The organism is Sphingomonas echinoides, from assembly GCF_029623395.1.
In the GTDB taxonomy this organism is placed as follows: domain Bacteria; phylum Pseudomonadota; class Alphaproteobacteria; order Sphingomonadales; family Sphingomonadaceae; genus Sphingomonas; species Sphingomonas echinoides_A.
In genome coordinates this window covers 152108-170149 of sequence record NZ_JAPYKK010000004.1, presented here as the reverse complement: position 1 = coordinate 170149, position 18042 = coordinate 152108, and the positions used below count along the sequence as shown (strand labels likewise).

The window sequence follows — 18042 nt, the reverse complement described above, 5'->3', positions numbered from 1 at the left end:
AAGGAAGGGGAGCGCGCGGTTTTGGGCGTCTCGCTTGGGGCGGTGCTTCGACTTCGCTCAGCACGAACGGGTTATTTCGTTCAGCACAAACGGGCTATCTCGCTCAGCACGAGCAGAATTCAGCGCAGTTCCTTCTTTCAACACTTCGGGCGCGGGTTGCTCGTCGAAACCATCCTCCTCCGTTCGCCCTGAGCGAAGTCGAAGGGCCCTCTCCGCACGAACAGCCCCCCACGACGAGCGGTGTTTGCCGATAGACGAAGTGCGTCGCAGCCATTACATGCCGGGGTACCCATGGAATGGCTGTTGTTCTTTTCTGCGATCCTTTCTGCGCTGACCGGCGTGGTGACGGGCGTTCGTGCGCCGGACGTGCAGGTTGAATGTCAGTCGGTCTCGGCGGCTCGTGCGCAGATCGCGCTCCCGGCGCGGGTCCTGCGGATTGCGGGCCATCTGCATCTCGCCGGTGGCTTCGTGGAAACGCCGGTCTTCTCGGTCAGCAGCCTCACCCTGCCGGTCACCGCAGCGCCGCGCCTGTACCTGGATCGCCCGCGGGCTTGATCCGGCGGCGCCTGCCGCGCTGCCCTTCTTAACGACATCTTTCGGTGGCCGCGGGTAGCGCGCCGCTCATCCCCTTTAGACATACAGGAATTGCCCATGTTCGGCGGCATTGCCAAATCGCTTTTCGGCTCGTCCAACGACCGTTACGTCAAGTCGCTCGGGACGATCGTCACGAAGATCAACGGGTTCGAACCGACCATTTCCGCCATGTCCGACGAGGAGCTGTCGGGCCAGACCGCCCGCTTCCGCGAACGGCTCGAAGCGGGCGAGGATCTCGACGCGCTGCTCCCCGAGGCGTTCGCCACGGTCCGCGAAGCCGCCAAGCGCGCGCTCGGGCAGCGGCATTACGACGTCCAGCTGATCGGCGGCATCGTGCTCCATCGCGGCGAGATCGCCGAGATGCGCACCGGCGAGGGCAAGACGCTCGTCGCAACGCTCGCGACCTATCTCAACGCGCTGCCGGGCAAGGGCGTCCACGTCATCACGGTCAACGACTATCTGGCGGCGCGCGACGCGGGCTGGATGGCGCAGGTCTATAATTTCCTTGGCATGACGGTTGGGGTGATCATCCCCAACCTGTCCGACCAGCAGCGGCTCGACGCCTATGCCGCCGACATCACCTACGGCACGAACAACGAGTTCGGGTTCGATTATCTGCGCGACAACATGAAGTATGAACGCGAATCGATGGTCCAGCGTCCGTTCGCGATGGCGATCGTCGACGAGGTCGATTCGGTGCTGATCGACGAAGCGCGCACGCCTTTGATCATCTCCGGTCCGACCGACGACAAGTCCGACCTGTATCGTTCGGTCGACCTGATCGTGAAGCAGCTCCAGCCGACCGATTACGAGAAGGACGAGAAGCAGAAGTCGATCATCCTGACCGAGGACGGCACCGAGAATATCGAGCGGCTGCTCGAGACCGCGGGGCTGCTCGAGGGCGCGAACCTGTACGATTTCGAGAACACGCAGGTTGTGCACCACACCAACCAGGCGCTGCGCGCAAACATGATGTTCCGGGCGGACATCGATTACATCGTCAAGGACGGCAAGGTCATCATCATCGATGAGTTCACCGGCCGCATGATGGACGGCCGGCGCTGGTCGGACGGTCTGCACCAGGCGATCGAGGCCAAGGAAGGCGTTGAGATCGAGCCCGAGAACCAGACGATGGCGTCGATCACCTTCCAGAACTATTTCCGCATGTATCCGAAGCTTGCGGGCATGACCGGGACGGCAGCGACCGAGGCGGCGGAATTCTACGACATCTACAAGATGAATGTCGTGACGATTCCGACGCACGTGCCGGTCCAGCGCGTCGACGAGGAAGACGAATTCTACAAGGACACCGCGGACAAATTCCGCGCGATCGCCAAGAAGATCAAGCATCACGCCGATCTCGGCCAGCCGGTGCTGGTCGGCACCGTATCGATCGAGAAGTCCGAATTGCTCAGCGAATTCCTGGTGCAGGAAGGCGTCAAGCATGAGGTGCTCAACGCACGTCAGCATGAGCGCGAGGCGCACATTGTCGCGCAGGCGGGGCGCAAGAGCGTGGTGACGATCGCGACCAACATGGCGGGCCGCGGCACCGACATTCAGCTCGGCGGCAACCTCGAATTCCGCGTCAACGACGAGCTGTCGGCAATGGCCGAGGGGCCGGAGCGCGAGGCGGCGGTCGCTCGGATCAAGCAGGAAATCGCGGTCGAGAAGGCCGAAGTGCTCGCGGCGGGCGGGCTGTTCGTGCTCGGCACCGAGCGGCACGAGAGCCGTCGGATCGACAACCAGCTGCGCGGGCGTTCGGGGCGTCAGGGCGATCCAGGTCTGAGCCGCTTCTACCTCAGCCTCGACGATGATCTGCTGCGCATCTTCGGGCCGGACACTTTGTTCGCCAAGATGATGCGTTCGAACATCGGCGACGGCGAGGCGATTGGCAGCAAGTGGCTGTCCAAGGCGATCGAGACCGCGCAGAAGAAGGTCGAGGCGCGCAACTACGACATACGCAAGCAGGTCGTCGAATATGACGACGTGATGAACGACCAGCGCAAGGTCATCTACGAGCAGCGCAGCGACATCATGGACGCGTCGACCGTTGGCGACGTGGTCGAGGACATGCGCTCGGAAACGGTCAACGGCATCGTCGGCGCGGCATGCCCTCCCGGCACCTATCCCGAGCAATGGGACATCGCGGGGATGAAGGAGCAGCTCGCGACGACGCTCAACCTCGATCCGCAGATCGAGGCATGGCTCGAGGAAGAGGCGATCGATCCCGAGATCATCGAGGAGCGCGTCCGCACGCAGGCCGATGATCTGGTCCGTGAAAAGGCCGAGTCGCTCGATCCGGAGACGTGGGTGCGGGTCGAAAAATCGATCCTGCTGCAGAACCTTGATCATCACTGGAAGGAGCATCTCGCGACGCTCGACGCGCTCCGCCAGGTCGTCCACCTGCGCGCCTATGCGCAGAAGACGCCGATCAACGAGTATAAGCAGGAGGCGTTCTCGCTGTTCGAGCGCATGCTCGGGAGCATCCGCGAGGACGTGACACGGACGATCGCGTTCGCGCAGTTCAACGTCGAGCCAGCGCCGTCGCTGCCGACGTTGCCCGACTTCATCACCAACCATTTCGACCCGTTCACTGGCGACGACGATACCTACGATCAGGACGGCGCGAGCGGCTTGATCACCACGCGTCTGCCGCCGCTGTCGATCCCGCGACCGGAAGGTCAGGAGCTTGGACAGGATCCGGCCGATTGGGTCGGGAACGTCAGTCGGAATGCGCCTTGCCCGTGCGGGTCGGGGAACAAGTACAAGCACTGCCACGGCGCGGTCTGACGACCGCTTCTGGCGTCATCTCGCGCAGGCGGGGTGACGATCAGTGGGCAAGTTCTGCCCTTTGGTCCGAGCGCAGATCGCAGACAAAAAAAGCCCCCCTTCCGACCAGCGGAAGGGGGGCTTTTCTGTACCACGAGCTTACTTGGGCGTGACGATACTCGGCCCGAGGTTGCGCAGAACCTCGCGTGCATCGAACGCACGGATGTTGTCCTTCGGCTTGGGGCCCTTGCCAACAACGATCTCGGCGTTGGCCTCGTACTTGTCGATCGTGTTGATATCGATCCCGCGGTCGAAGAATGGATCGCCGATGAAGGGATCCCACGAACGCCAGCCGAAGCCGCGACCGCGATAGCGCCAGCTGGGGCCCCAATAGCCGCCGCCGAAGCCGCCGCCATAACCAAAGCCGCCGCCATAGCCCAAACCGCCATACCCTCCGCCAAAGCCACCCAGACCGGGCGTGGCGTACGTACGCGTGCTCTTGTCGACGTTACGGTCAGCAAAGACGAAATAGTCGAAGCCGCGTTGAACGGTCAATTCCGCGGCGCGGAACAGAAGATACTTCTCTACCGTGTCGCGCGACGTGTAGCTATTGCCCGAGAAACTGACCTGGAAGCGGTTGTCCTCGATCTGGCGATCGCTGTAGCCGGATCGCGAGAAGCCGTTGCCAACGGCGGGGCGATAGGTCGATTCGGATGCGCAGGCCGTTAGTAGGGTCGATGCCGCAAGCGCCACAACAAGCGCAGATCGGCGGAAATTCGGCGGGAACTTGGGCATTTCGGTCTCCAGTGAACTGGTCTGTGCGGCGAGCCGTGCCGTCGAGGCCATGAAGCGCAGAACGATCGATCCGGTGCAAGGCTCCGGTGTTCGTCAGAACTACGACCTTGTAAACCGTTGGAGATGAACGGAGACTGACGCGCGACGAGCCGTGCCATTTTAGGCCTCCAAATCTATTTCTCTTTAATATCGATATGCGACACATTGTAACTGTCGAGGTGCCCGATTTGCGCTTATGTTGCGGCGGGGCGAGTGGCGACGCACAAAGGGGGCGTTAATGCGGATCATTGGGGGGATTGCTGCAGGTCTGATCGCCGCCGCGACGCTGTCCAGCGTCGTTCACGCGGATCCGGGTGTCTTATCGCGCGAATCGGCGGCCAAGATGGTCGGAAAACTGACGCCTGTGGAGGCGCGGGTGACACCGGATTTTCGCATTCGTCTCGCAATGGTCACGACCCCCATGGAGGCCGATCAGCTGATTGATCCGGACGGAGCGATGAAACACCGCTTTGCCAGTTCAATGATCGACTATTACCCGTTCAATGGCAGCGGCCTCCATCTGTCGGGCGGAATGAAGTTCTTCTCGGTCGCCAATTTTGTGCGGGACGCCGAGAAGGCCACCGGCGGGTTGCTGTACATACCGCGCCTGCCGGGTGCCGGCACCGGGGTGCGGACCGGTTTCAACCGTCGTACGCCCGCAGCGACGGTAGGATACAGTGGGCAGTATAAGAACGCGTTGTTCGGGGTCGAGTTGGGCACGCTCGTCGGCGCGGCCAATGCGGATCTACCGCGCTCCTATCGTGCGTTGGGCGAACGACGCGGGGGATTGAACCCGATTGCGAATCTCGTTGTCGGCATGAAGTTCTGAAACGCCGCGCGCAAACAAGGCGATCTCGATCGATGTCGTAGAAACCGCAGAAAACCGCCATTTTCTCAGTAATATAAAAAACCTGCGACACAGCGCTTGCATTGCCGCGCAACCCGTTGCTATAGGCGCGCCTCCGCGATGTTCCCTGATAGCTCAGCGGTAGAGCTCTCGACTGTTAATCGAGCGGCCGTAGGTTCGAATCCTACTCAGGGAGCCACTTTTCGCAGGACGATACGACCCCGGCGGGGCGTATCCTACGAACCCGAAAATGACAGGCGCGGTGGTGCCATTGTGAAATGTCCATCCCCATGGGGTGCGACGACGCGCACCTCGACGCTTATAAGGGTCTGCGGGGCGGAGCCGGGTCTATCGACCCGGTCCTATCAGTATGATGCTACGGCGTGCAGGAACGCGGAGATCCGCGTCGGGTCCTTGATCCCCGGGGCGCTTTCTAGCCCCGACGACACGTCCACCAGCGTCGCGCCGGTTATCCGGATCGCCTCTGCCACGTTGTGCGCATCCAGGCCGCCTGACAGCGCCCAAGGCTGCACGTGACGGACACCCTGAAGGAGCGTCCAGTCGAAGCGTACGCCCATCCCACCGGGCAGCGCTGCACCAGGGGGTGTCTTCGCGTCGTACAGGATGCGGTCCGCGAGGCCGTGATACGGCAGAGCGTCAGCGAGATCAGCGCGAGTCCGTACCGCGACGGCACTCCAGAGCTCCAGGCCGGTTCGCGCCTTGATCGCCGCGGTGCGCGCTGGCGGCGTTTGATGCAGTTGCAGAACACTGAGCCGCCCAACCGCGATCGCCGCGTCCAGCGTGGCGTCGTCCGGGTCCACGAACACCCCCACGCGTGCCACATGATCGGGGACACGCGCCGCGAGCTGCTCGGCTCGGTCGCGTCCGACGTGGCGGGGCGATGGTGGGAAAAACACTAGCCCAACGTGGCTTGCGCCCCCGGCGATCGCACAGTCGAGCGTTTCCGGTGTGGAGAGTCCACAGATCTTGGCGGTAACGGGCATGCAGAAGTCCTTGGCGGTCGTCGTGATGCGCGCAAGCGGTAGCACGAAGGGCTTAACTTCAGCCGAACGAAGAGGTGCACCACGCTGCGGTGACTGGCTCGATTACAGCGTGGCTTCGATTGCGCGGGCAGCCTCGTTTGGATCAACCGCTTGGGTAATCGGGCGGCCGATCACAAGGACCGATGCGCCCGCGTCGATCGCAGCACGGGGCGTGACGACGCGCTTCTGATCGCCAAGCGCGCCGTCTGCCGGCCGAACACCGGGCACGACGAAAAACCCTTTCGGCCACAGCGCATGAGCCGCTGCCACCTCGGCCCCCGAGCAGACGATCCCGTCGATTCCCGACTCTTTGGCCAGTTCGGTCAATCGCAAGACCTGGTCCTGTGGAGACCCGGGAACACCAATAGATGCAAGGTCCTCTGCGTCGAGGCTGGTGAGCGTCGTCACCGCGACGACTTTCGTCCCGGTGGGGGCCGCTGCCTTGGCGTCTTCCAGCATTGCGCGGCCACCCGCTGCGTGCACGGTCAGGATGGCGGGATCGATCCCGTGCAACGTCATGATCGCTTTGGCGACCGTGTTGGGGATATCGTGGAGTTTTAGATCGAGGAAGATCGGCAAGCCAACGTTGGCCATGCTGCGAATTCCAGCCTGCCCGTTAGCGAGGAAGAACTCGAGACCGAGCTTGATGCCGCCGACATGATGGCGAACGCGCTCCGCCATTGCATGCGCCTTGGCCAGATCGGGTGTGTCGAGCGCAACATATAGACGGTTGCTCACAAAATCGCTCCACTGGCTGAGGATGCCTGCGCGGAGGCAGAGATCGTTCCTGGCGGATCGATCGGAAGCGGGGCGGGTGGTGCCGCCGCAATCTGCGGAGACATTGCTGCACGCATGTCGGCCAACGTTCGTTCTGCATTCGCCAACCGCGCGCGCAGGCGCCAGCGCAACGTCGAATGCCATGCGAGAGTCGGCAGAAGCCCCGCCAGGAAAGTCACGAGCAGGAGCAACGGCAGATTCACCAGCGCTTCCATCCCGCCCCACAGGCGGATCGCGACACTTGTCCAGTTGGCGACGGTGAACACTGCGGCGATGAACGCTAGCAGGCACCAGAACAGGATCTTGAGGAATTGCATGACGGTGAGGCTACTCAAAACCGTGCGGCTTGACCAGTGTCAGCCAATCTCGCGGCGCAGCGTCTCGAACAGGCCTGGAATTGCGGAAAGCCGGCCGGCTTCCTCGTCTAGAATAGCGAGGAACGCGGCGCGCTTGATCGCGGCGGTTCTGCCGGGTTTGAGCCGCTGGTCCCCCTCCAGCACCGACAGCACGATGTCGATCATTCGTTCCGCGCCGTGGAGGCGCCCCCACAGATAGTCGTTCTCGCGGTAGGCCCGGCTGAAGAACGCGCCGAAACTGTTGAACTGTATGCCTTTCAACGTGGCCTCGGCACCGCCGGAACGAATCGACGTCGCATCGTCGGGCGCGATCCGATCGACCTTGATCGGGTCGAACTCGTCGAGTCCTTCGCCTTGCAATAAGGGCAGGGTGGCGACATCATAATAGGGGAAACCCAGATAGGTCAGCAGGATCGGTCGCTTTACGTCGCGGGACAAATGGGTGAGCGCGGTTGCCAGGCGCGTGTCGGTCGCGGTGTCCAGGTCCCGCAGCGCCATAGCAGTTCCAAGGCTGTCGAGCAGGACGGCGGCGTCTCCGTCCGGTGCGCGCACATCCGGGCAGAGCGCCGCGTACAGATCGGTGCGCTTGCATTCCAGATAGTCGGCCAAGCTTGCATAGACCGCCTCCCGGATTGGACCGAGTTCGCTTTCCGGGTGATCACCTTCCATTTCGGCGATGCGCCGCGCCACGAGACGCAACCGGCGCAACCGGAACCCAAGATCGAACGTGCGTAGGAAAACAATCATAGGCTGTCCGGCACCGCCTACGAAGCCCGTCCGGGGTTCGCCAAAGCCTTGAGAGGCAACCGCCTTTTCGACACGTTGCCGAATTGGGGCAATGCTGTGGGGGCGCGCATCGCCGCCCACCCCGTCCAGCAGCGCGACGATTGCGTCGATCACACCGGTCAGCTTGAGATGCCCATAGGCGGTATAGGCGTAGCCCGAACTTTTCGCCGCCGCGATCTGTGCGCGCTGGCGCCACGCGGCGAGGCGCGACGGGGTCGGTGAATCGAGAAACAGGGTATAGCCGAACAACGCCTCGACCTGCTTTTCGACTTCCGGACGGATTCCGGCGATAATCGTTCGCATCCGCTCGATTCGGCGCGATCGTTCGGCGATGTCGTCCAGATTGTCGCGGATCGGTTGCTGGCGCGGCAATTCCGACATCGCGCCGATGATCGTCTGGAAAAAGCCGGGGGGTTTGTCGCCGCCGCCGACCAAACCGAAGCTGCCGCGCGGATGCGGGTCGATATAGACGAACCGGCGGTCGATCTGGCGTTGCGCAGGACGCTCGCGCAATGCGTCGATTGCGGGACGGAATGGTGCGTTGTTGAGCACGGATCCGTCGATCAGGACGGCGCTTTCGGCAGCATTGACGGCGTATTGCCGCGGCAAAATCCGCGCGAGAAAGGCGTCGCGTCCGCGCCATGCCGCAGATCGGGACTCAAGAACCCGGTCGAGTTCGCCGACCATGAACGGCGGGAACGCGCCCGGGAAGCACGAGGTCGCGCGCGCCGCGAACGCCAGCTCCGCGGGATCGGCGAGCGTCTCGCACGCGACGCCGTGATCGCTGAACGGAACCACGACGCGGTGTTCCGTCTCGACCACTTCCGGGGGCGAATGGAGCGTCAGGCGTTCCGGATGCCCCCGGAAATCGGTGACGGTGACGAACAGGTCGAGCGGCTGGCCCGGGGGAAGCAGCCGCGGGGTGCGGGGCGCGGCGGCCATCGCCTCCAGCGCATCGAGGATCAGCCCGGTGAACCGTTCGCCCCCGAACGGCGGTTCGAACCAACGGGACCGGATGAAATGCGACAGCTTGGCGCGCACTTCGTCACGCGCGTCAGAATCGACGGTCGCGTCGACGCCGTCGGCGCTCCGCGCCGCGACCCAGGCGAGCGGAAGCGCCCACGCCTTCGAAAAGCGCGTCGTCGGTGCTTGTCGTTCGTCGATCAGCGCTTCGACATCGGCCGACTCGAGCCACAATTTGGTGAGGGGTTCAAGGCTTTGCCCGCTGCTGATCGCTTGCCCGAGGAAAACGCCGTTGATGCCGCCCGCGCTGGCGCCAGCGATGATGTCGACCAGAACGCGCAGGCGCACCCCGGTCTCCGTTTCGATCTCGTCGAGCAGGGCACGGTAAATGCCAGCGCTTCCGGTTTCGGCGTCCGGTTGACGCGCCCCGCCATGAAACGCCTGGCTCGCGCAGGCAAGCCGCCAGATCTCCTTGGTGATCCCGTGCATGTAGACGGCAAGGCTGATGCCGCCGTAGCACACCAGGGCCAGGCGCAACTCCTTGTCGTGCGTCATTGCGGTTCGATCAGCGCCCAGATCGGCAAGTGGTCCGAGGCCTTGCGTGCGAGCGTGCTCGTATGGACTCCGCAGTCCGCCACTCGAAAACCGCGCGTCATAATCCGGTCGAGCCGCCCGATTGCGCGGCGCGCATGAAAGCTTGGGCCAGTCGGTGCGATATCGAACGTGTGGCGGAAATCATGCAGGCAGCCGCCATTGGGAGTCCATTCGTTGAGATCCCCCATCATCACCGTCGGCATTGGAGGCGCGCAGTCCTCGACGTGCGTCAGGATGGCGCGCGCCTGGCGGCGTCGCCACAGTCCAGACAGGTCGAGGTGCATCCCGAGGACGCGGACCGGCTGCGAGTCGATCGCCACGTCGACCCGGATCGCGCCCCGGGGTTCCAGCGCTGGGATGTGGAGCGCGGTCGAGCGCAGCACGTCGCAATCCTTGCGGACGAGCAAGGCATTGCCATGCCAGCCCATGCTCAATCGGTCATGAAGCGGCACCGCACGCCACGGGGTGTGCTCCTCCAGCAGGCGATGCGGGATGATCGCCGCGCGGGTACCGTGGCGCAGATCCGCCTCCTGCAAGGCGATGACGTCTCCGTCGATTTCGCACAGCACGTCGAGGATCCGACGCGGGTCGCGGCGACGGTCTAGCCCGACTCCCTTGTGCATGTTGTAGCTGACAACCTTGATCACCCCTGCGCTATCGGGCGGATCGCTTCGGCATGCAATCGTACGGATTGATCATGCGTCCGACGCGAGCGAAATTTGCGTCCGGCTGCGGCTTGCCAAAACCGGCTCGGGATCTGAAGAATCGCGGCTTTGTCCGATTGCATAGCGCTACCATTTGAAGGCGTCGGCTACACGAAATGAACTTTTTGCGATGCCCGTATTGCACCATGGTAACGGTACCGATAGGCTCGCTCGAAAGAACGATAAACACGGGAGAGCGATGATGAAATCTGCACAAGGTATTCTTGCGTCACATTGGTTCGGCAGGCCGGTTCGCAGCTGTCTTGCGACGTGCAGCATCGCTGCCGCGGTTGCGCTGGCAGCGCCGCTGCAGGCGCAATCCGACAAGATGGCGGGCATCCCGATCCCGGCACAGCCGTCCGCGATCGAATTGGGGACCGGGACCTTGCCGAACGCCAAGGCGCCGGAAGCCTGGCATAGCCAATATGGCAGCGTGTTCGCGCGGAACGTGACGGTCGCGACGCTTACCCCGTTCCTGCCCGATCCCGCCAAGGCGACCGGGGCGGCGGTGATCGTGGCGCCGGGTGGTGGCTTCCAGACCCTGTCAATGGAGAATGAGGGCTGGGACGTCGCCCGTGCGCTTGCGGCAAAGGGCGTCGCCGCGTTCGTGTTGAAGTATCGGCTCAACCAGACCCCCGAGGACATGGCCGCGTTCCAGCGTGGGTCGGGTCCGGGCGCCGGTCCCCGTCCTCCGCGGCCAAGCCCCGAAGCGATGATGGCGAACCTCGCCCCGCAAATCGCGGATGCGCGCGCGGCGTTTGCGCTAGTGCGGAAGCGGGCGGGCGAGTGGCATGTCGATCGTGACCGGATCGGGATGGTCGGCTTCTCGGCGGGCGCCATGCTGACGATGGCGACGACGATGGTCGGCCAGGACGCGAAACCCGCGTTCATCGGCGATATCTACGGGCCGGTCACTCCGATGACGGTGCCCGCGGACGCGCCGCCGCTGTTCGTCGCGCTGGCGGCGGATGATCCGCTGTTCGGCAACGCCGGGTTCGGGCTGATCGACAGCTGGCGCGCCGCCAAGCGTCCGGTCGAGTTCCACCTGTTCGAACAGGGTGGTCACGGGTTCGGCATGTACAAGAAGACGACGACGAGCACCGGTTGGTTCGACGCGTTCGCGCGTTGGCTCGACATGCACGGCTATCTGAAGCCCGCCGCCTGACGGACAGGTGCCGACCGTTCGCGCGGTTGGCACCGTTTCGGTCCGGATGGCGTGGTGCCCGCGACCGTCGAACGGCGGATCTCGCCACACCCTTGCATAGGGCACGCGATCGGGCATGACTGCGGTCGATCTATCCGGAGACCCGCATGCGCCTGTCCCTTGCTATCGCCCTCATCGTCGCGACCCCCGCCGCCGGAATCGCACAGCAACAACAGAATGCGTCGCCTGCGGAGGCGCCGACGCGGGCGTTCACCGGCGCGGACCTGTTTGGCCTCGCGATCGCGGCGGACCCGCAGATCAGCCCGGATGGCCGCACGATCATCTACGTCCGGCGCAGCGCCGATGTGATGACCGACCGGATGCAGTCGTCGCTGTGGCTGATCGATGTGGCTTCGGGGCGGCAGACGCCGTTCGCGACACAGGGATCGAACCCGCGCTGGTCTCCGGATGGTACACGCGTCGCTTATGCCGCCGCCGACGGGGATCGATCGCAATTGTTCGTTCGGTGGCTGTCGTCTGGGAGCAGCGCGCGCGTGACGAGCTTCCCCGGCGATCCGCAGGCGCTGGCGTGGTCGCCCGATGGGGGACAGCTTGCCTATGTCGCAACGGTTGCGGGCGAAGCGACGACGCTCGGCAAGGCGCCGCCCAAGCCGGAGGGCGCAAAATGGGCGGAGCCGCTGACGGTGATCGACCGGATCAACTATCGCAACGACGGACCCGGTTACGTCAAGCCGGGCCGCGACCATCTGTTCGTTGTGGCGGCGGACGGCGGCGCGGCGCGTCAGCTGACGTTCGGCGCGTTCGACGACGGCGGCCCACTATCGTGGACGCCGGATGGCCGATCGATCGTGTTCGCGGCGATTCGCGGGCCCGAGGCCGATCGGCAAGTGATGAACTCCGACGTGATCGCGGTGGACGTGGCCAGCGGCGCTTTGCGGACGCTGACCAGTCGTGACGGCCCCGACGCGAAGCCGATCGTCTCCCCGGACGGAGCGCGGATCGCTTGGATCGGGTTTGACGACAAGCGGCGTAGTTATGAAAACACGCAACTTTACATCGGCGATCGCAACGCTGGCGGTGCAAAGTCGCTGACCGCGACGCTCGATCGCGGGATAGAGGATGCCGCCTGGGCGGCGGACGGTCGCAGCCTGTTCGCCAGTTACGACGACCGCGGACAGCGCAAGGTCGCGCGGATCGGTCTGGACGGGCGTGTAACGCCGCTGGTCGACAACGTCGGGGGCGACGGGCTCGACCGACCCTATACCGGCGGCGAATTCTCCGTCTCGCGCAACGGCATGATCGCCTATACCGGCGGCGATGCGAGCGCGCCGGCGGACGTCTGGGTATCGAGCGGTGGCAAGGCCCGTCGCCTGACCCAGCTCAACGCCGGATTGGCGGCAGCGAAGGCGCTCGCGCCGGTGCGCAAGATCGCGGTGACGGCACCGGATGGCCGGTCGATCGACGCGTGGATCGCAACCCCGCCGGGCCGACCTGCCGGGAAACGCCTGCCGTTGATCCTGGAGATCCACGGCGGCCCGAACAGTGCGTATGGCCCGAGCTTCGCGACCGACGTGCAATTGTACGCGGCGGCGGGTTATGCGGTGCTATGGACCAATCCGCGCGGGTCGACCTCCTACGGGGCCGAGTTTGCCAATCTGATCGACAAGAAATATCCATCCGCCGATTATGACGACCTGATCGCCGCGGTCGATGCCGCGATCGCGGATGGCACGGCCGATCCCGACAATCTGTTCGTCACGGGCGGATCGGGCGGCGGCGTGCTGACCGCGTGGATCGTCGGAAAGACCAACCGGTTCAAGGCTGCGGCGACGCAGAAGCCCGTCATCAACTGGGCGAGCGAGGCGCTGACGATGGACAATACGCTGTTCACTTCGCGCTACTGGTTCACCAAGCTGCCGTGGGAAGACCCGATGAGCTACTGGAACCGTTCGCCGCTGAGCCTCGTCGGCAACGTGAAGACACCGACGCTGGTCGTGGTGGGCAGCGATGATTATCGTACGCCGGTCTCGGAATCGGAGCAATATTACGCAGCGCTCCAGATCCGCGGCGTGCCGACCGCACTGGTCAAGGTTCCCGGCGCGAGCCACGGAGGCTTTACGGCGCGTCCGTCGCAATCGGCGGCGAAGGCGTCGGCTATTCTTGCGTGGTTCGATCGGTATCGTACCGGCGCGGGGGGCGATGTGGCGCCGAAACCCTGACGTTCGCGCGTAGGATGCGGCGGTTGTCGCGTGCGATCTTTCGGTTGAGCCCGATCAGCACGAGTGCGGCACCTGCCGTCAAGTGGCCGCACCACGCCACCGCGCCGTAGCCGCTACCGAGGACGATCATGTCCACCGCGAGCGCGAATAGCAGGGAGAGTGCGCCAGCGATGCGAAGCCGTCGCGCGGATCGAACGGCCAGCGCGTGGCCGAGAAGGTCCTTTTGGTGTCGCACCATGGCCGCGCAAAGGCAGGCGAATCCGACAACCGCGACAATGATAGCCAGGGCGTGGATCATGCTGCCGCCATGTTCTGCATGGTGCGCATGCCGCGAGCGGGTTTGGCATTGACCGTCGACGCCTTGCGCGCTGCCCAGCCGAAGCCAAGGGCAAATAGGAGCATCGCGATGTCAAAGGCGACGAACAGCCAGTCGCCCGTCATCATGCCGGTCAGCATGTTGCGCGAGACGGTTAGGGCATTCACCACTGGCACCGATGCGAACAGGCCGGCGGCCAGCGCGAGGCTTTCTATCCAGGCGCGACGGTAGGGCCGGGCGATCGCCCAGAGCAGCACGGCTGCCCATGTCAGGAAGAGACTGTGGATCTCCCATTCTGCGCGCGCCGTCATGCCGGTCGGCAGCAGCCGGTTGGCGAGGAAATAGGCAGCGATGCCTGCCGGTAGACCAGCGATCGCGGCGATGTTGAGCCGTTCTACGAGGCGGAAACCGAAATGCGGACGGGTGGGGTCTGGCAGCTTCGCGCGGCGCTTCACCGTCCATAGGACGAGCCCGCTGCCGACCATGATCGTTCCGCCGATGCCCGACAAGAAGTAGAGCCAGCGCAGACCCCAGCCGGCGTAGCGACCGGCATGAAGCCCGATCATCACACTTTGGGTGGCCATTGCGCCGCCTTCTGGCGCGCCGCCGCGTATCATCCTGCCCGTGGCACCGGCAAAGACCATGCTTTCACCGCGCGCGCCGATGGCGGTGTCCGCCGCACGGCGGAGCGTAATGGTCGCGCTGACGTCGTTCGGATTGGCAATCTGGACCGAGCCCACTGCCGCCCCGGCCCATTCCCGTGTCGCGACTGCCATCAGTGGTCCGATGGGTACCATCGCCGCGGCAGTGCCGGTCCGTTGCGTCTCTCCGCCGTTCGGAAACACCTCGGCGAAGAAAGTCTCGGGGGACGCGTAATTGGCGGCGATCCCCCATGGCATGTACAGCGTCGCCAACGTGACCAGCCCGGTATAGGTGATCATCAAATAGAAGGGCAGAGCGAACACCGCCGTGACGTTATGCACGTCGAGCCAACTGCGTTGCCCCTTGCCGAAGCGCAGCATGAAAAAATCGGCAAAGATCTTCTTGTGCGTGATGATTCCGGACAGGATCGCGACGAGCATGAACATCGCGGCGGCACCGACCAGATATCGCGCCCACAACACCGGCATATAATGCAGGTCGAAATGGAAGCGGTACAGAAAGAAGCCGCCGCGCGTCTCGCGCGTTGTAACGACACGTCCAATCCCGTCGAGCGTTGCGCTGGTGTCGTTCCGGCGGCGCCGGGCATGCTGCTCGCCTTCCACCGTCCGGGGTTGCCAAAAGACCTCCGTCGCAGGGTTGCGCGCGGATGGCGGGGTGATGAACCAGCTGTCCGCGTCCGGTTGGGTTTTTTGCAGCCAGGCGATTGCGGCCTGCGTCGCCGGCGCCGGGGCGGCGGTGGCGACTACCTCGGGCCGCATCCACCGGCTGATCTCTTCCTGAAAATAGGCGGCGGTGCCGGTGACGAACATCGCGAACAGCAGCCAGCCGAACAACAGTCCCGTCCAGGTGTGCAGCGCCGCCATCGATTGGCGAAAACCGTTCTTCACAATCGACCTCCCGTCAGAATGGACCAGTAGAGGGCGGCGCCCAGCAGAAGCGCGGCAGCCATTAGCCACAGCCAGATGCGCAACACCGAGCGGGCGGAGAAGATCGCGACGATGATACCGGCATAGATGGCAAACGACGCGAGGGTGGCGGCGACGCTGGCCTCGGCCGCGCGCATCGGCAGGATCCGCGCGAGGCAGGCGACTGCAAGCGACGTGACGCCATAGCCGCCGACGATCGCGCCCAGGATGCGCAGGGGCAGGCTGATCCGGGCGGCAAGGCTCTCCGGGGCTGCGATCCGTTTACGTGCCATGTCAGAAGTGCCGCTGGAGTGCGACCTGGACGCTCCGCGGTTCGCCCGGCGTCGTGCGGGTCAGCGAGGCGGTGGGGAAATAGCGTGCGTTGAAGATGTTGCGAACATTGGCCTGTGCCGACCAATCGCCGAAACCGTAAAAGAGCGCACCGTCGACCAGGGCATAGCCATCGAGATAGAAGGGCTCCGTCGCCCCCGGCACGGCCGATGCCGTACTGGCAACGCGGTTGCTTTCATGATGAACGCCTGCGCCAGCACCCAGTTTGGCCAGCGGGCCATCCTGGATCGTGTAGCGCGCCCAGAGATCGACGATGTGGCGAGGAACGCTACCGAGCCTGGATCCGACGCGCAGCCGGTTGTCGGCGGTCACCTTCGCGTCGAGATAGGTATAAGCAGCAGTAAGGTCGATGCCACGTGCCGGTCGCCATGCGCCTTCCGCCTCGATGCCGCGCGTGCGCTGTTCCCCGGTTAGGACATAGACGTTGGGCAGCACCGCATCGGCCGTGGCGACATTGGTGCGGGTCAGCGAGAAGAGGGTCAGCATGCCAGTCAACCGGCCGTCGCCGCGCGCGACCTTCACCCCGCCTTCGTAATTGACGCCGCGTTCGGGCGGCAGCACGCGCTGGTTGACGTCGCGGTAACTGAATTGCGGAGTGAAGGATTTGGAATAGTTCACATAAAGCGACGACCAGTCGTTCAGCGCCAGCGTCGCGCCAGCGCGCGGGCTAAACGCTCTCGCGCTGGTTTTCGGACCGGGTACGCCGCCATTCAGATTGATCGCCGAAGCATCGTCCCAGCGACCGCCGACCGTGACTGCCAGAGCCTCGCCGAGCTTGATGTGATCCTGGACGTAAAACCCCAGTTGCTTGGTTCGGCTACCTGCACTGGACGTGGGAACTGCCGGATTATGGTTGCTGACCGTGCCATAGACCGGCGCATACAGATCAAGATAATAAGGCTTGCTGGTGTCGTAGAGATTGATGTTGTCCGCCTTGCGACTTCCGTAATCGACACCGGTCAGGACATAGTGGTTCAGCGGTCCGGTGTTGAAACGCGCGCTGGCGTTGGTGTCGACCCGGAAATAGGTGCCGTTCTCCTCATATGGCCCGTAAAAGGCCCGGCTGACCCGCCGGTATGCGGGGATCGCAGGGGTGGTGGCAGTCGCCGGAACGGCCAGCGCGTTGATGCCGGTGACGAACAGCCAATTGTCCCAGCCATTATGGAAATCCTGATAGCGCAGCGACTGGTGGAGCACGATCGTGCTACCGATCCGGTGATCGACGACGTAACCAACGTTCCAGTAATCGTTCTTTTGCTTGGCGGGATACGCGGTGTCATTGATCGACAGGTCGATCGGCAGCGGTCCGTTGGGATTGGGCAGGGCGGTGCCATAGGCCGTGGTAGGCGACCATGGCCGGATATCATCCTTCTGATAGCGGGCCAGCAAAGTCAGCGTCGTGCTCGGCGCGATTTTCCAACTGAGTGAGGGAGCGAGGAAGATCCGTTTCTGGCCCGAGGACTGCACGAAGAAATCCTGATTGCGGTAGATCCCTGCCAGCCTCGCCGTAACGGTGCCGTCGCGTGTCAGCGGGCCGTTCGCGTCGGCCCGCAATTCTACCAGGTCATAAGACCCGGCGCTGGCCCCGATATCGAGGAAGGCTTGGTCCTGCGGACGCTTGCTGACGAGGTTGACGATGCCGGATAACGGCCCCTGTCCGAACAGGCCGGAGGCCGGCCCCTTGACCACCTCGATCCGTTCCAGCCCGGTCATTTCGGACGTGCCCATACCGGTATCGTCGAGCAGACCGTCGAGATAGGTTGCACCCGACGAGGCGTTGAACCCGCGGATGTTGAAGCCGTCGAAAAAACCGTAGGTGTTGTTGCGCGAGACGCCGGCAACCCCCGCCAACGCGTCGCCGAGCCGCAGCACGCCACGGTCGCGCAACGTCTGTTGCGACACGCTCGAGATCGCCTGCGCGGTTTCCAGAGGCGGTATCTCCGCCTTGGACGCGATCAACGCTCCGCCGACTTGGTGTGCCGTGACGATGATGTCGTTTTGCTTCTCTTCCGCCTCGGATGCCGTCTGCGCCCACGCGTCCGCTGGCAGATCGAGCGTCGACGCGAACAGCACGGCTCCGGTCGTCCGCGCAACAATCTTTTTCAACGTGTCCCCCTGTCATTCGTGAGGAGCCTATACGCACAGTTGAGATTGAC

General features: G+C 64.0%; 16 protein-coding genes and 1 tRNA gene. 7 read left to right on the top strand and 10 right to left on the bottom strand.

The annotated features are described in order from the left end of the window. From QBJ92_RS04440 to secA, 3 genes are all read left to right on the top strand, one after another. Window positions 1–192 (top strand): hypothetical protein (locus QBJ92_RS04440; RefSeq protein WP_277968470.1); only part of this gene is annotated, 192 nt, incomplete at its 5' end. 99 nt (window positions 193–291) lie between these two features. Next, window positions 292–555: a hypothetical protein gene (locus QBJ92_RS04435; RefSeq protein WP_277968469.1), complete on the top strand. Its 264-nt coding sequence runs from the start codon at window positions 292–294 to the stop codon at window positions 553–555. A 96-nt stretch (window positions 556–651) separates the two neighbouring features. Then, window positions 652–3384 carry a preprotein translocase subunit SecA gene (secA, locus tag QBJ92_RS04430; protein ID WP_277968468.1) on the top strand — a complete coding sequence of 911 codons (2733 nt, stop codon included), beginning with the start codon at window positions 652–654 and terminating at the stop codon, window positions 3382–3384. Window positions 3385–3522: 138 nt separating this feature from the next. Here secA and QBJ92_RS04425 read toward each other — a convergent pair whose 3' ends face one another. Further along, window positions 3523–4158: a CC0125/CC1285 family lipoprotein gene (locus QBJ92_RS04425; protein WP_277968467.1), complete on the bottom strand. Its 636-nt coding sequence runs from the start codon at window positions 4156–4158 to the stop codon at window positions 3523–3525. 277 nt (window positions 4159–4435) lie between these two features. On the opposite strand from QBJ92_RS04425, the gene QBJ92_RS04420 reads away from it, so the two are divergent. After that, window positions 4436–5026, top strand: coding sequence for a hypothetical protein (locus tag QBJ92_RS04420; RefSeq protein ID WP_277968466.1), 591 nt, complete (start codon window positions 4436–4438; stop codon window positions 5024–5026). A 142-nt stretch (window positions 5027–5168) separates the two neighbouring features. Next, a tRNA-Asn gene (locus QBJ92_RS04415) sits at window positions 5169–5243 on the top strand. A 166-nt stretch (window positions 5244–5409) separates the two neighbouring features. Here the strand turns inward: QBJ92_RS04415 and QBJ92_RS04410 are convergent. The 5 genes from QBJ92_RS04410 to QBJ92_RS04390 all read right to left on the bottom strand — a co-directional run bounded on the left by QBJ92_RS04410 (window position 5410) and on the right by QBJ92_RS04390 (window position 10210). Beyond that, on the bottom strand, window positions 5410–6048 hold the full coding sequence (locus tag QBJ92_RS04410) for a phosphoribosylanthranilate isomerase (protein ID WP_277968465.1): 639 nt from the start codon (window positions 6046–6048) through the stop codon (window positions 5410–5412). 102 nt (window positions 6049–6150) lie between these two features. Next, window positions 6151–6825, bottom strand: a complete 675-nt coding sequence (gene pyrF / locus QBJ92_RS04405) for an orotidine-5'-phosphate decarboxylase (protein ID WP_277968464.1) — start codon at window positions 6823–6825, stop codon at window positions 6151–6153. Then, window positions 6822–7199: a hypothetical protein gene (locus tag QBJ92_RS04400; protein WP_277968463.1), complete on the bottom strand. Its 378-nt coding sequence runs from the start codon at window positions 7197–7199 to the stop codon at window positions 6822–6824. Before QBJ92_RS04400 ends, pyrF begins: the two co-directional genes overlap by 4 nt. Before the next feature lie 21 nt (window positions 7200–7220). Continuing rightward, on the bottom strand, window positions 7221–9524 hold the full coding sequence (locus QBJ92_RS04395; RefSeq protein WP_277968462.1) for a patatin-like protein: 2304 nt from the start codon (window positions 9522–9524) through the stop codon (window positions 7221–7223). Beyond that, window positions 9521–10210, bottom strand: a complete 690-nt coding sequence (locus QBJ92_RS04390; protein ID WP_277968461.1) for an endonuclease/exonuclease/phosphatase family protein — start codon at window positions 10208–10210, stop codon at window positions 9521–9523. The genes QBJ92_RS04395 and QBJ92_RS04390 overlap by 4 nt, the downstream gene beginning before the upstream one ends. A 259-nt stretch (window positions 10211–10469) precedes the next feature. Here QBJ92_RS04390 and QBJ92_RS04385 point away from each other — a divergent pair, with 259 nt between their 5' ends. Together QBJ92_RS04385 and QBJ92_RS04380 are read left to right on the top strand one after the other, a co-directional pair. Beyond that, entirely contained in the window at window positions 10470–11432 is a 963-nt protein-coding gene (locus QBJ92_RS04385; protein WP_277968460.1) for an alpha/beta hydrolase, read from the top strand. Window positions 11433–11578: 146 nt separating this feature from the next. Beyond that, a complete protein-coding gene (locus QBJ92_RS04380; protein WP_277968459.1) occupies window positions 11579–13651 on the top strand; it encodes an alpha/beta hydrolase family protein in 2073 nt (690 codons plus the stop codon). Here QBJ92_RS04380 and QBJ92_RS04375 read toward each other — a convergent pair. The 4 genes from QBJ92_RS04375 to QBJ92_RS04360 are packed head-to-tail and all read right to left on the bottom strand — an operon-like array spanning window position 13587 to window position 17992. Further along, the gene (locus tag QBJ92_RS04375; protein ID WP_277968458.1) at window positions 13587–13949 is read right to left on the bottom strand and encodes a DUF3325 domain-containing protein; all 363 of its coding nucleotides are present in this window, start codon (window positions 13947–13949) and stop codon (window positions 13587–13589) included. The two genes, QBJ92_RS04380 and QBJ92_RS04375, sit on opposite strands and share 65 nt — an antisense overlap. Further along, the gene (locus QBJ92_RS04370) at window positions 13946–15517 is read right to left on the bottom strand and encodes a PepSY-associated TM helix domain-containing protein (RefSeq protein ID WP_277968457.1); all 1572 of its coding nucleotides are present in this window, start codon (window positions 15515–15517) and stop codon (window positions 13946–13948) included. The genes QBJ92_RS04375 and QBJ92_RS04370 overlap by 4 nt, the downstream gene beginning before the upstream one ends. Continuing rightward, complete coding sequence (locus tag QBJ92_RS04365; protein WP_277968456.1) at window positions 15514–15828, bottom strand: hypothetical protein; 315 nt, start codon at window positions 15826–15828, stop codon at window positions 15514–15516. The genes QBJ92_RS04370 and QBJ92_RS04365 overlap by 4 nt, the downstream gene beginning before the upstream one ends. 1 nt (window position 15829) lies before the next feature. Beyond that, on the bottom strand, window positions 15830–17992 hold the full coding sequence (locus QBJ92_RS04360) for a TonB-dependent siderophore receptor (protein ID WP_277968455.1): 2163 nt from the start codon (window positions 17990–17992) through the stop codon (window positions 15830–15832). Window positions 17993–18042 lie beyond the last annotated feature (50 nt).